The organism is Mesorhizobium sp. B2-8-5, from assembly GCF_006440675.2.
Taxonomy (GTDB): domain Bacteria; phylum Pseudomonadota; class Alphaproteobacteria; order Rhizobiales; family Rhizobiaceae; genus Mesorhizobium.
Genome location: NZ_CP083951.1, coordinates 1,371,156 through 1,384,352 on the forward strand (window position 1 = coordinate 1,371,156; position 13,197 = coordinate 1,384,352).

At 64.4% G+C, this 13,197-nt stretch carries 10 protein-coding genes; 5 read left to right on the top strand and 5 right to left on the bottom strand.

Annotation, left to right across the window (positions count from 1 at the left end; translation table 11 throughout):
- Positions 1–118: 118 nt before the first annotated feature.
- The 3 genes from FJ430_RS06635 to FJ430_RS06645 all read right to left on the bottom strand — a co-directional run bounded on the left by FJ430_RS06635 (position 119) and on the right by FJ430_RS06645 (position 6,422).
- Positions 119–3,673 carry a helicase-related protein gene (locus FJ430_RS06635; protein WP_140704958.1) on the bottom strand — a complete coding sequence of 1,185 codons (3,555 nt, stop codon included), beginning with the start codon at positions 3,671–3,673 and terminating at the stop codon, positions 119–121.
- Positions 3,674–4,387: 714 nt separating this feature from the next.
- Entirely contained in the window at positions 4,388–5,113 is a 726-nt protein-coding gene (gene phbB / locus FJ430_RS06640) for an acetoacetyl-CoA reductase (protein ID WP_140704594.1), read from the bottom strand.
- Positions 5,114–5,237: 124 nt separating this feature from the next.
- Entirely contained in the window at positions 5,238–6,422 is a 1,185-nt protein-coding gene (locus FJ430_RS06645; protein WP_140645824.1) for an acetyl-CoA C-acetyltransferase, read from the bottom strand.
- A gap of 305 nt (positions 6,423–6,727) precedes the next feature.
- On the opposite strand from FJ430_RS06645, the gene phaR reads away from it, so the two are divergent.
- Positions 6,728–7,321, top strand: a complete 594-nt coding sequence (gene phaR, locus FJ430_RS06650; RefSeq protein ID WP_140645823.1) for a polyhydroxyalkanoate synthesis repressor PhaR — start codon at positions 6,728–6,730, stop codon at positions 7,319–7,321.
- Positions 7,322–7,760: 439 nt separating this feature from the next.
- Here phaR and FJ430_RS06655 read toward each other — a convergent pair whose 3' ends face one another.
- The gene (locus tag FJ430_RS06655) at positions 7,761–8,993 is read right to left on the bottom strand and encodes a flavin-containing monooxygenase (RefSeq protein ID WP_140704596.1); all 1,233 of its coding nucleotides are present in this window, start codon (positions 8,991–8,993) and stop codon (positions 7,761–7,763) included.
- A gap of 205 nt (positions 8,994–9,198) precedes the next feature.
- Here FJ430_RS06655 and FJ430_RS06660 point away from each other — a divergent pair, with 205 nt between their 5' ends.
- Genes FJ430_RS06660 through FJ430_RS31590 form a run of 3 tightly spaced genes read left to right on the top strand, consistent with a single transcriptional unit; the run spans position 9,199 to position 10,353 of the window.
- Positions 9,199–9,918 carry a winged helix-turn-helix transcriptional regulator gene (locus FJ430_RS06660; protein ID WP_140704598.1) on the top strand — a complete coding sequence of 240 codons (720 nt, stop codon included), beginning with the start codon at positions 9,199–9,201 and terminating at the stop codon, positions 9,916–9,918.
- Between the two features lie 11 nt (positions 9,919–9,929).
- Positions 9,930–10,268, top strand: a complete 339-nt coding sequence (gene thyA, locus FJ430_RS06665; protein ID WP_264296135.1) for a thymidylate synthase — start codon at positions 9,930–9,932, stop codon at positions 10,266–10,268.
- On the top strand, positions 10,204–10,353 hold the full coding sequence (locus tag FJ430_RS31590; RefSeq protein WP_264296185.1) for a hypothetical protein: 150 nt from the start codon (positions 10,204–10,206) through the stop codon (positions 10,351–10,353). The genes thyA and FJ430_RS31590 overlap by 65 nt, the downstream gene beginning before the upstream one ends.
- Positions 10,354–10,432: 79 nt before the next feature.
- Here the strand turns inward: FJ430_RS31590 and FJ430_RS06670 are convergent, their stop codons facing one another.
- Positions 10,433–11,578, bottom strand: a complete 1,146-nt coding sequence (locus FJ430_RS06670) for a citrate synthase (protein WP_140704600.1) — start codon at positions 11,576–11,578, stop codon at positions 10,433–10,435.
- An 89-nt stretch (positions 11,579–11,667) separates the two neighbouring features.
- On the opposite strand from FJ430_RS06670, the gene FJ430_RS06675 reads away from it, so the two are divergent.
- Positions 11,668–12,753 carry a citrate synthase/methylcitrate synthase gene (locus FJ430_RS06675; protein ID WP_140704602.1) on the top strand — a complete coding sequence of 362 codons (1,086 nt, stop codon included), beginning with the start codon at positions 11,668–11,670 and terminating at the stop codon, positions 12,751–12,753.
- Positions 12,754–13,197 lie beyond the last annotated feature (444 nt).

The following is a 13,197-nucleotide window of genomic DNA, read 5'->3' on the forward strand; positions in this document are numbered from 1 at the left end:
GAAAACCGGTTCCCACTTTTCGCTGGCGCGGTCCTTCGGTTCGGGATCATGCTGGCTCTTTGATGGAGCATGATCTCGCCCGAAAACCGGGCCCCACTTTTCGGGATCATGCTCGAACCTATTTCTTCAGCTGGTCGCGCAAGGCGGCGAGCTTGGCGAAGGGCGAATCCGGATCGAAGCGTTGCGGGCGCTCCTCGCGCGGCTTGCCCTGGAAGGCCGGCTTGCCGCCCTGGGCGTTGCCCTTGCCGTCCTGCCTGTTGCCCTTCCATTCGGGCCGGCCCTCGCGGCGGCCCCCCTCGTGGCGATCTGGCCGCTCGCCTTGCGGCCTGCCTTCGCGCCGTTCGCCACCTTCGCGCCTGTCGCCGGTTTCCGGCCGTGGCTTGAACTTCGAGCGGTCGAAGCGCGGCTTGCCGGCGCCGTCGCGCTGCTCGCGGCGGCCTTCCTGGGCGGGGCGATCGCCGGGCTGGCCGGCAGCGGCGCCAGGCTGGCCATCGCGCGCGGGCTGGCCGCCACGCGGACGATTGTCGCGACGGTTGTCGTGGCGATGGCGCGGACGCTGATGGTCGAAGCGCGCCTGGCGCCACAGAAGGACAGGCTTCGGCTCTTCAGTCTCGGCCGCGGTTTCGGCTTCCGTCGTCATTTCAGTCGATGCGGGGGTCTCGCTCGTGGCCGGGGTTTCGGTCTGCGAGGACTCGGCCTGAGCCGAAGGCACGCCTTCCTCCGTCACGGCCTCGCCGGCCGGCTCATCGCTTTGCGCTGCCGGTTCGCCTGCCGCCGCGGTTTCCGTGGCCACGGTCTCCTGTCCAGCTGTGTCGTCGACAGGCTCCGCCGCGCTCTCGGCCGGGGTTTCGGTCCGCGAGGACTCGGCCTCAGCCAAGGGCACTCCTTCCTCCGTCACGGCCTCGCCGGCCGGCTCATCGCCTTGCGCCGCCGGTTCGCTTGCCGCCGCGGTTTCCGTGGCTTCCGCGGCCAGAGTTTCCTGTCCGATTGTTTCGTCGACAGGCTCCGCCGCGCTCTCGGCCGGGGTTTCCGCGGCATGGATTTCGGTGCTGTCCGTCTCCGGGCTCTCGCCGGACGTTGCCACGGTGGCGGCCTCGGGGGCGGGCGCCTCCGTCGCCCGCGCGGCGCGAGCGGCCTCTTCCGCGGCGAGCTTGGCCGCGGCCGCTTCACGGGCGGCGTCGTCCTGCGCGTCGAGCTTCGCTTTCACCTCGGCGGCCGGCTTTGCCTCGGAGCGATAGCCGAGACCCTTGAGGATCTCCTCCATGTCGTCGGCGGTGGCGCCGAGGATCGACATCATCGGCGGCGTCACCATGAAGGCGTGGCCGTCATAGGCGCCGTCCGGACGCTGGCCGAGGCCAGGCTTCCAGTTGGTCGCCGGGCGGATGAGGTCGGCGAGCCTTTCCAGGATGTCGACGCGCACGGCGCGGCGGCCGAGATTGCGGTAGCCGGCGAGCTTGTAGAAGGTCTTGTCGAAGGCCGGGTCGATGACCACGGAAGTGCGGCCGGAGGCCAGCGCATGCACCACGTCGCCGAAGCCCGGCTTGTCCTTGCCGTCATTCTTCAGCGCCCAGAGCAAGGTCACCAGGCCGGCAGGCGCCGGCTTGATCAGCGCCGGCACGAAGACATGGTAGGCGCCGAAGCGCACGCCGAGGCGGCGAAGTGCCGCGCGGCCTTCCTGGTCGAGAGACTTCATCTCCTCCGCGATGTCGCGGCGATTGATCAGGCCGAAATGCTCGACCAGCTGGAAGGCGATGCCGCGCGCGATGCCGGTGAGCTGGTCGGCATTCTTCAAGTCGACCAGCGGCTTCAAAAGCGACTCGATCTGGAAATTGACGAAACGCTCGGCGCGCGCCGCGACCTTGTCGCGGGCAGGCCCGGTCAGCTGCTCGTCGGCAAGCAGGACCAGGCGCGGCTTCAACGCCTCGTCGCCGGCGACCAGCGTGCCGATCGGCGCGCCGATCCAGCGCAGGACGCCGTCCGAGCCCAAAGCCAGGTCGCCATTGGCGCAAGCGGCAAAGCGCTCGGCGCGCGCCTCGAACTCGGCGGCGAGCGCCTTCTGGGCGGCGGTGCGCACCGCCTTGGCGTCCTCGCCGCCGGCGCTCTGGTCGGCGGTGAAGCGGAACCCCTGCAACTCGCCGACATGATGGCCTTCGACGAGGACGGTTCCGGTAGGGCTGATTTCGGCTTCAGGCATGGTATTTTCTCTAAGGCGCCGCATGAGGACGGAAGTCCTGCGGTCTACGAAGCGTTTCGTCAACCGCTCATGCAGCGCATCCGACAATCTGTCTTCGATTTCGCGCGTCTTTTCCTGCCAGTGTAGCTGATCGGCCAGCCAGCCGGGGCGGTTGGAGACGAAAGTCCAGGTGCGGATCTGCGCGATCCGGTGCGAGAGCGTGTCGATATCGCCGTCCGTCGTGTCGGCGCGCCGCACCTGCTCGGCCATGTAATTCTCATCGACATAGCCGTGACGCGCAAGGTCCATATAGATCGAGGCGACGAGGTCGGCATGATGGGCCGGCGCGATCTTGCGGTAGTCCGGCAGGGCGCAGGCTTCCCACAGCAGCGCCACGCGCTCCTTGCCGGTGGCCAAAGCGCGGATGTCGCCATCGCGCGACAGATGCTCCAGCGCCTGCGCGTCCACGGCCGGCAGCGCGCGGGTCAGCCCTTCCACCGGCGCATTGGCCTCGATCGAGCGTTTCAGCGCATCGAGGCTGGAAAAGTCGAAATCGGCGGTGCGCCACTGCAGCACCTTCACCGGGTCGAAGTCGTGTCCCTCGATCTTGGCGACCAGATCCTCGTCGAACGGATCGACCTGGCCGGTGACGCCGAACGTGCCGTCGCGCAGGTGCCGGCCGGCACGGCCGGCGATCTGGCCAAGCTCGGCGGCGGTCAGGTTACGGTATTGGTAACCGTCGAATTTGCGGTTCTGGGCGAAGGCGACATGGTCGAGGTCGAGGTTCAGTCCCATGCCGATGGCGTCGGTGGCGATGAGATAGTCGACATCGCCGGACTGGAAGATCTCCACCTGCGCGTTGCGGGTGCGCGGCGAGAGCGCGCCGAGGACGACGGCCGCGCCGCCCTGCTGGCGGCGGATCAGCTCGGCGATGGCGTAGACCTCGTCGGCGGAGAAAGCGACGATAGCGGTGCGCCGCGGCAGCCGGGTGAGCTTCTTCGAGCCGGCATAGGCAAGGTGCGAAAGCCGCGGCCGCGTCACCACCGACACGCCCTTCAACAGGCGCTGCAGGATGCCGTGCATGGTGGCAGCGCCGAGAAGCAGCGTTTCCTGGCGGCCGCGCAGATGCAGGATGCGGTCGGTGAAGATATGGCCGCGTTCGAGATCGCCGGCGAGCTGCACCTCGTCGATGGCGACGAAGGTGGCGTCGGTTTCGCGCGGCATCGCCTCGACGGTGCAGACCGAATATTTCGCCCCGGCAGGCACGATCTTCTCCTCGCCAGTGATCAGCGCCACCTTGTGGGCGCCGACCTTCTCGCAGACCCGGGCATAGACTTCGCGGGCGAGCAGCCTGAGCGGCAGGCCGATGACGCCGGTCTCATGCGCGACCATGCGCTCGATGGCGAGATGGGTCTTGCCGGTGTTGGTGGGCCCCAGCACGGCCGTCACGTCGCGGCCCGAAAGGATCAGCGGCTGGGAGTGTTTCGGCTGGATGTTCATCGGCTCGGAAATAAGGTTTCTGCCGCTTGTAGTCTGAAGCACGGCGGTGCTGCCGCGTGTGACAGGCGACACATAGGGACTTCGGGCGCGAAGCGAAAGCGGAATGTTCCTTTGGGGACAGGCAGAGCGGACCGGGGTGGGCAAAATCGGTCGTTGTTAACGGCTGGAACGAGTCTGGAACGAATCAGCGACGAATCGCTGACTCGTTCTGATTCAGGTTTTGTTCACGGCTATATGTGGGTTTTTTGACGGCGAGTCTCACCACATGCTGAATCGCTGAATTGGCCCGATTCCTGCGTGGCCCCGTCTGACCGAGACTGTCGTTAACTTTTGCCGGGCAACGGTCGCGGTTGACTTGAGCCTTGCCCTCAAAGTTATGAAATTATTGATTTTTCTTAATCGCCTTTAACGGATTCGGTGACGTTTGCGCCGTCCGCCGTTAACTTTCCGGCCAAAGCCAGAACGAATCGGCGACGAATCAGCGATCCGGTTATTTTCCCGGTTTGTTCACCCCTAGATATGGTGTTATCCACAGCTTACCCACCGAGAATTCACAGCTTGTTGGCGGAGTTGCGCATAAAGGAGGCTGCTGCCGTTAACCTTTGCGTGCCGAATTGAGGCAAGGTGTCGCGCCGAGCTTGTCGACGGGGCAAAAAGGCGGCTCCGATGTCGGGGCCGCCTCGGCGCAAAAAGGGTATCAGGCGAAGTTGGGTATCAGGCGAAGTACTGGCCGCCATTGGCGGTGATGGTCGAGCCGGTGATGAAGCCGGCCTCGTCGGACGCCAGGAAGACGACGCAGCGCGCGATCTCTTCCGGCTCGCCGAGGCGGCCAACCGGGATCTGCGGGATGATGCGCTCGGTGAGCACCTTTTCGTCGATCGCCTTGACCATTTCGGTCGCGATATAGCCGGGGCAGATGACGTTGACGGTGATGCCCGCGCGCGCGCCTTCTTGGGCAAGAGCCTTACTGAAGCCGATATCGCCGGCCTTGGCGGCCGAGTAGTTGACCTGGCCGGCCTGGCCCTTCTGGCCGTTGATGGAGGAAATGGTGATGACGCGACCGAACTTGCGGTCGCGCATGCCGCTCCACAGAGGATGCGTCATGTTGAAGACGCCGGAGAGGTTGGTGTCGATGACTTCCTTCCACTGCGCGGGCGTCATCTTGTGGAACATGGCGTCGCGGGTGATGCCGGCATTGTTGACCAGCACCCCGACCGGTCCGAGATCGGCTTCGATCTGCTTGATGCCGGCGGCGCAGGCCTCGTAGTCGGCGACGGACCATTTGTAGACCGGGATGCCGGTCTCGGCCTTGAATTTCTGCGCCGCCTCGTCATTGCCGGCATAGTTCGCCGCGACGGAATAGCCGGCGTTCTTCAAGGCGACCGATATCGCCGCGCCGATGCCGCGCGATCCGCCCGTGACGATTGCTACCTTGCTCATGTGGTCCTCCCTTTAAAATCGTCTGAGCGAGTAGAGAGTAGCGAATAGCGAGTAGGGTCCGATGTCCCGCCGCGCGACGCTTCTTCTTCCCTATTCGCTACTCCCTATTCGCTACTCGCTGAGTTCACAGCGCTTCCACGCACATGGCCACGCCCATGCCGCCGCCGATGCACAGCGTGGCGAGGCCCTTCCTGGCGCCGCGGCGGCGCATCTCGTGGACCAGCGTGTTGAAGACGCGGGCGCCCGAAGCGCCGATCGGATGGCCGATGGCGATGGCACCGCCATTGACGTTGACGATCGAGGGATCCCAGCCCATGCCCTTGTTGACGGCGCAGGCCTGCGCGGCGAACGCCTCGTTGGCCTCGACGAGATCGAGGTCCTTGACCGACCAGCCGGCCTTTTCCAGCGCCCGCTTCGAGGCAGGGATCGGCCCCGTGCCCATGATCGCCGGATCGACGCCGGCGGTCGCCCAGGAGGCGATGCGCACCAGCGGAGTGATGCCGCGCCGGGCGGCCTCGGCCTCCGTCATCAGCAGCGCGCCGGCGGCGCCGTCATTGATGCCGGAGGCGTTGGCGGCGGTGACCGTGCCGTCCTTGTCGAAAGCGGGCTTCAGCTTGGTCATGGCGTCGAGCGTCGCGCCGTGGCGGATGTACTCGTCCTGGTCGACTGTTGTGTCGCCCTTCTTGCCCTTGATGGTGAAGGCGACGATCTCGTCCTTGAACCTGCCGGCCTTCTGCGCGGCCTCGGCCTTGTTCTGCGAGGCCAAGGCGAACTCGTCCTGGGTTTCGCGGGTGATCTGGAACTGGCGGGCAACGTTCTCGGCGGTGTTGCCCATATGATAGCCGTTGAAGGCATCCCAAAGGCCGTCCTTGATCATGGTGTCGATCATCTTGTAGTCGCCCATCTTGACGCCGGCGCGTAGGTGCTCGGCGTGCGGCGACATCGACATCGATTCCTGGCCGCCGGCGACGATCACCTTGGCGTCGCCGGTGGCGATCTGCTGCATGCCGAGCGCGATGGCGCGCAAGCCCGAGCCGCAAACCTGGTTGAGGCCCCAGGCGGTGGTCTCCTTCGGCAGGCCGGCATTGATCGAGGCCTGGCGAGCCGGGTTCTGCCCTTGCGCGGCGGTCAGCACCTGGCCGAGGATGACTTCGTCGACTTCCGCCGCCTCGACATTCGCCCGCGCCAGCAGTTCCCTGATGACGACGGCGCCGAGCTCATGCGCGGGCGTTGCGGCGAAACTGCCGTTGAAGGAGCCGACCGCGGTGCGGGCGGCGCTGGCGACGACGATGGAATTGGAAGCGGACATTTTCTTCTCCAGACTTCGAGGTGTCGTATTTTCGAGATCGCTTTAGGACTTTCTTGCCCGTTCGAAACCCTGAGTCAAACCGGAAATGGGCATGACCGCCATGCGCGGCAAGCAGAGCGCGCGCCAGTCGCGGTAACGTGACGTTGGCCATGCGGCGGATTTTGCAATGGCTGTGCAGCATTAATTGATGCCGCAGTGCACAAACCGCTTGGAATTGTGACGCTTTTGCGCGTATCTTGGTTAAAGGGCGCAATCGTTACCGGCCGCTTACTCCTAGAGGTGCCGGTGTCCTGGGGAGGATACGGATGGCCGCAAAAGACGACCCGATCGTCATCAAGAAGTATGCCAATCGCCGGCTCTACAATACCGGCACAAGCACCTATGTGACGCTCGAGGACTTGGCCGAGATGGTCAAGAAGGGCGAGGAGTTCACGGTCCAGGATGCAAAGACCGGCGATGACATCACCCACCCGGTGCTGACGCAGATCATCTTCGAGCTGGAGAACAAGGAAGGGCAGAACATGCTGCCGATCCCGTTCCTGCGCCAGCTCATCTCCTTTTACGGCGATCAGATGCAGATGATCGTGCCGAGCTTCCTCGAACAGTCGATGATCGCCTTCTCCAAGGAGCAGGAGCGGTTTCGCGAGCAGCTCAAGGGTGCCTTCGGCAAGACGCCGATCGACATGATGAAGACGCCGATGAAGGCGCTCGAGGAACAGACGCGACGCAATGTCGAGATGTTCCAGAACGCCATGCGCATGTTCACGCCGTTCCCGCCCGCCGGCGGCAATTCGGCAGCACCGGCCGAGCCGCCGAAGAAGGAAGAAAAGGGCGACGATCTGCAGGAATTGAAGGCGCAGATTGCGGCCATGCAGCGCAAGCTGGACACGATGTCCTGACGGGTTGGTGGCTGTCGTTGGTGGTGGTCGCCGCGCCTGAGATTAGCCGAACCGACCCATCCCTTCGTCATCCTCGGACAGGTTTTGACCGAGACCGACACTTACTTACGGTGGAAATTTGAGGCCGAACAGTTCCAGTGTCGCTTATGGTGCCGATTTGAAGAAGACCGAGGCCGCCGAAAGGCGGCTTTTGGCGTTTCGCGACAGATTAGGCTGTCGAGGCTGCGGACGACAAGCGCTCCAGCTCCTGCACCGCCTGACCGGCCTTCAACCGCATCGAACGGTTGAAGGCCGGTTCAAGGGCCGCCCCAAAGTCCCACCCTCGAAACTCCCGGCCCGCCCGAGCAACAAAGCTCCGAGAGGCGCGTCCTCACCGATTGTTGGCCGTCTACCCTCCTGAATTCGATTCGGATAGGTGACCTCTTCACCCGTCACCGGATCACGTCCGAGCTAATATTTGGCCGACAAATCGACGCGCCTCGTCTTCAATGGCCATAACGGTGCCCGACCGGCGCGTGGACGCAAAATCGAGCCCGGCAAAATAGATTCCGGGAATCGGGGCAACGCCGTCTTCGTGAACCGGCTGGCCTTGCTTGTCGAGAACACCGGGTACATCGATCCAACTGAAATCGCCCTGGAAGCCGGTGCACCAGACAATCGCTGAAATGTTCCGCTCTACGAGATCGAGCGACAGAATGGGGCGCTGGGGTAGGCGCGGAGCGACTGCCTCCGCCTCCTCCTTAACGGGTGCGGGGGCATCGAGACCGCTGCGTTCGATAAACTCATCGATACGTTTTTTGAATTGCGCGGAAATCTCGTCGCCGAACCGAATATTCCCAACAAGGTCGTCGGCGAAGACAGGCTGGCCGTTCTCCACGCCGAGAAATCGTCCGAGCAGCATGACGCCTTGGGCGCTGAGAGATTGCAGACTTATCGTGTGCAAAGCGCCAATCAGGGGCCTGCCGGCAACGCGACCGGAGGGATCGACGAAATCCTTGCGCGGCGCATCGACCAATCCGGTCTTCACCATCCATACGACAATGTCGTGCCCGCGATAGCATCGCGGCAGGCGGCCAATATGGCCCGTCGCAAGATAGGTCTCCCTGCCTGCCAGAATCAAATCTTCGGCGATTTGACTGCCAGACTGCGCACTGCCGATGACGAGGATAGCTCCGGCGGGAAGGTCGTCGGCATTACGGTAGTCAGAGGCATCGAGCTGTACTGGGCCATCCGTCAACGCTGAGGCGGAAACTGGTCGACGCGGACGGTTCAAGCTGCCGCTGGCGACAACCACGTTTTTCGCCCGCCACGTCTGCTCAGGCGTCACAATGTGAAAGAGCCCGTCACTTGATTTCAGTTTTGTGACCGAGATGCCGTTACGAACCGGGAGTTGGTAGCGCCGCGCATAGTCTTCAAGGAGAGTCGCAAACTCTATATGCGTCATAAACCCTTCTGGGTCCGGGCCATCGTAACGATCGCCCGGCATCACGCTGTACATGTTGGGAAGATTGAAGTGGAACGAGTCCCAACGCTGGGTCCGCCAGGTTTCGCCGATTCGCCCGCGTTCAAGGACGCAATGCCGCATATCGGATTGGGCAAGCATATAACTGACGCCGAGGCCGGCCCATCCAGCGCCCACAACCACGGCATCCAGAACGCCCATTTCGCTCATGGCCGCCCCCAATGGCCATCGTTCATCTCGTCACCATCCTTCCGACAGCCCTCGCACGCGCTGGGCGCGGCAACCGACCGCGGCCAGCCCGCGATGCGCGGCGACCTGCCTCTTGCTTGGATGAGTTTGCCCCGACGCCTTGCACTCGAATACTCCACAAAGTGTAGTATTCTTGCGTTGATACGCTGACAGAAGGAGCGGGCCATTGAGAAGTTACGGGCAGTTCTGTCCCATTTCCAAAGCCGCCGAGATATTCTGCGAGCGCTGGACGCCATTGATCCTGCGCGACCTCGGTAAGGGCGTTTCGCGCTTCTCTGAACTTCAACGCGGTGTTGCGCGGGCGTCTCCGACCCTCCTTTCCAAGCGCCTCAAACAACTGGAGGCGGAGGGACTTGTTGAGCGGCGCCTACCGGAATCAGGGCGCGGTTGGACTTACCACCTCACGGCGCCAGGCCAAGATCTGATGCCGCTGGTGCACGCGCTCGGCGTCTGGGGTCAACGGTGGTCTCGCCGAGAGCTAATGGATCATGAACTCGATGCTGGTCTGCTTCTCTGGGCAATTGAAAGGGGGGCGCATCCGGATGCCTTCGGAGCACAGCGTTCGGTCGTGAAGCTTACGTTCCGCGAGCGACCGGCTCGCTGGCGGCACTACTGGTTTGTCGGCGAGAATGGCGCCACGCAGCTCTGCATCACTGATCCTGCGTTTGATGTCGATCTCTACCTAACCACGACCTTGCGCGACATGATCTACGTCTGGCGCGGTGATCTTCCACTTCACGCCGCGCTCAGCCAAAGCAGGATCGAAGCGATCGGTAGCGCCCGAGCAAGATCGGCCCTGCCACGTTGGCTTGCCAGGTCCAAGTTTGCCGACGTGAAGTCCGAGCGAGTAGAGAGGCGTGTCGCGAAGAGTCCCAAGGCGGCCTAAGCAGCATTGCGTTGGCGGGCCAAGGCGTTTTGCACTTTGTCGATGCGATGATCTCGGGCAAAGCCTCCAATATGGCGATGCCGCCCTGCCATTGCCTATTTCGGTTCTATGTCTCGGAGGGCCGGCTCTCCTGCCAGCTTTACCAACGCTCGGCCGATATCTTTCTCGGCGTGCCGTTCAACATCGCTTCCTATGCCTTGCTCACCATGATGGTGGCGCAGGTGACCGGGGCTGAAGCCCGGCGATTTCGTCCACACGCTCGGCGATGCGCATCTTTATTCGAGCATTTCGAGCAGGCGCGCGAGCAGATGCGGCGCACGCCCCAAGGCCTTGCCGACGATATGGATTAATCCGGAGGTGAAAGACCTCTTCGCCTTCCGCTTCGAGGATTTCCGGCTCGCGGATGCGAGCATCAAGGCGCCGATCGCCGTCTAGAGTCCCCAATAGCGCGGCAGCCACACGCTCCGCCCCAGGATGACGACCTCAAACGCGTTCCGGCTGATCTCCAAGGTCATCATCCCGCGCCAATTGGTCCGTCATAGCGGGCGCGGGGCCTGATCAGCCTGTTGCTGGTCACCTGCTCGACGGCATGCGCGGTCCAGCCGACGCTGCGGCCGAGCGCGAACAGGCGGAACGGGGCGTCGGCGGGCAGACGCAGGCCGCGCGTCATCGCGGCCAGCGCGAAATCGATGTTCGGATGCAGTCCGGTCGCGGCAAGAACCGCCTTGCGCAGTTGCAACAGGCCGTCATCGATCCTGAAATCGGAAAACAGCCCCTCGGCGCGCGGATCGCCTTCGGGGTAGAGCGGGTGGCCGAAGCCCGGCAGCGGCCGGTCGTGCGCGAGCCAGCGGGCGATCGCCTCGTCAGGACCCAGCCGCTCGGCGTCCTCGACCAGCGCGATCGCCGCCGCGCCCGCGCCGCCATGGCGCGGGCCGCTCAGCGTCGCGAGACCCGCGAGCAGGCAGGCGGCGACCGGCGCGCCGGTGGAGGCCGCAACGCGGGCGGCGAAGGTCGAGGCGTTGAGCTCGTGATCGGCGAGCAGCACCAGCGCCTTGCGGATGAGTTTTGCCCCCGCGGCGTCCACCGACCAGCCCTGCGCCAACCTGTCATGCACTGGCTCCGAGCCCGGCGTCGCGCCGAGCGCGGAGGCCAGAGCGCTGGTGGCGGCGGCGCCGTCCTGCTGCAGCATGGCCGGCCTGCGGCCGAGCGAAGGCCAGCCTTCGGCAGCCAGCGCCGAAAGCCTGGCAAATGCCGTTGGCGTGCCGCTTTGCCGGGCAGCCGAAGGGGTCAGCGGAGCGAACGACACCGGACGGTCGGAAGCCCACACGAGTTCGGCGGTCTCCTCGAGCGTCGCCGTCGCCGAAAGCTCCACCGCGTCCCTGCCGCGATAGACGAGGCGGCCATGCAGCACCGTCGAGATGGAGGTGGCGATCGCCGGCTCGCCCCAGGCGATGGCGCTCTCGGCGATCGCCCGCGGGCTCCTTCCGCGGTCGCGGCGCGTGGCGAGCACGGCGATGTCGTCGGCGCGGTACTGGCTGCGGCGCGGGTCGGTGTCGTCCGGTTTCATGCCGATGCGGCCGCGGCTGACATAGGCATAAAGCGTCTGCGGCCGGACGTTCAGCCGCTCCAGCGCTTGCTCCCGCGACAGCCATTCCGTCATTTGCCGCCTTACATTGATTATCTTGATCAAGATTGATGCATTGATTGCGCAGCATTAATTGCAATGCACAAAAGGTCAAGGAGACGATCATGGCGAATGGGCTCGATGATGTTGTGGCGGCCGACACGGTGCTTTCCGATGTCGACGGTGTAGGCGGGCACCTCACCATCCGCGGCCATTCGCTGATGGAACTCGCCGGCCCTTGGCGCTACGCGCAGGTGGTCCGGCTGTTGTTCGACGGCTTCTTCGACGACCTTCCCAGCGATGCCGAACTGGCGAAGGCGATCGGCAAGGCGCGGGTGGAAGTATTTGATCGTGTGAAACCGATGCTTGCGCAGCTGGCGCCGCTCGATGTCTATAGCGGCATGCGGGCCGGCATGGCCGTCCTGTCGGACGGTGACGGGCTTGCCGACGCGCTGCGGCTGATCGCGGCACCGGCGGTGCTCACGCCGGCGCTGCTGCGCCTCGGCCGGGGCGAGACGCCGATCGCTCCCGACGAAAATGCCGATCATGCCGGCGACATGCTGCGGATGCTTGCCGCCACCGCCTCGCCGGCGCTTGCCAAGGCGCTGGACAGCTATCTGGTGACGGTCTGCGACCACGGCCTCAATGCATCGACCTTCGCGACCCGCGTGGTGGCTTCTACCCAGGCCGGCCTGACCTCGGCGGTCCTGGCCGGGCTCGGCGCGCTGAAAGGGCCGCTGCATGGCGGCGCGCCCGGGCCGGTGATCGAGATGCTGGACGCCATCGAGGCGAGCGGCGACGCCACGGCATGGCTGCGCAACGAGATCGCGCATGGCCGGCGCATCATGGGTTTCGGCCACCGCATTTATCGTGTGCGCGATCCGCGCGCCGACGCGCTGAAGGCCGTCGTGCGGCAGCTCGGTTCCCGCAACGAGACCGGCAGCCGGCTGGCCTTCGCCGAGACGGTGGAGCAGGCGGCGCTCGAAGTGCTTCGCATCGCCAAGCCGCAACGCTCGATCCAGACCAATGTCGAGTTCTACACCGCGCTTCTCCTGGAAGCGGTCGGCTTCCCGGAAGAGGCATTCTCCAACGTCTTTGCCGCCGGCCGCGTTGCCGGCTGGATCGCCCACGCCCGCGAACAGCAGGCGACCGGACGGCTGATCCGGCCGCAGTCGCGCTATGTCGGGCCGGTGCCGGATCTCGTCGCCTGAGGGTAGTTCCTCGCCCCACTTTGTCTACGGCATGCACACATTTCCAAGCGGCTGGCCTTTGGCGATAGCGTGTATGGCAGCTTGGCGCATGCATTGGCTAATGTAGCGCTGATCGACCCCCACTCCGTCTCGGCTTCGCCGAGCCACCTCTCCCCCGATCGACGGGGTAGAGGAAAGGCGCGCCAGGCTTTTTGCCGACAACGCTCGTCCAGCAAGGGCTCCCTTCCTTTCCCTCCGGAGGGGGGAAAGGTGGCGCTGCGAAGCAGCGACGGATTGGGGGAACCACGTGGCAATCAAGCCTCAGGTCTGATCAGTCACGCCAGTCACAGCATGCTGTAGCCCACTTCGTGGGGCGAGGAAAATCCATGATCACGCTTGTGTGTTCGTGTTCTTGCCTTGGTCCGCCCTTATATGCTGCACTGCAACATAGGCTGACTGCACCGG

Bases quoted from the DNA above. Each gene is read 5' to 3' on its own strand.
- phaR (WP_140645823.1), top strand. From the start codon at position 6,728: ATGGCCGCAAAAGACGACCCGATCGTCATCAAGAAGTATGCCAATCGC.
- FJ430_RS06645 (WP_140645824.1), bottom strand. From the start codon at position 6,422: ATGTCCGCTTCCAATTCCATCGTCGTCGCCAGCGCCGCCCGCACCGCG.
- FJ430_RS06635 (WP_140704958.1), bottom strand. From the start codon at position 3,673: ATGAACATCCAGCCGAAACACTCCCAGCCGCTGATCCTTTCGGGCCGC.
- FJ430_RS06670 (WP_140704600.1), bottom strand. From the start codon at position 11,578: ATGACGGAATGGCTGTCGCGGGAGCAAGCGCTGGAGCGGCTGAACGTC.
- phbB (WP_140704594.1), bottom strand. From the start codon at position 5,113: ATGAGCAAGGTAGCAATCGTCACGGGCGGATCGCGCGGCATCGGCGCG.
- FJ430_RS06675 (WP_140704602.1), top strand. From the start codon at position 11,668: ATGGCGAATGGGCTCGATGATGTTGTGGCGGCCGACACGGTGCTTTCC.
- FJ430_RS06655 (WP_140704596.1), bottom strand. From the start codon at position 8,993: ATGAGCGAAATGGGCGTTCTGGATGCCGTGGTTGTGGGCGCTGGATGG.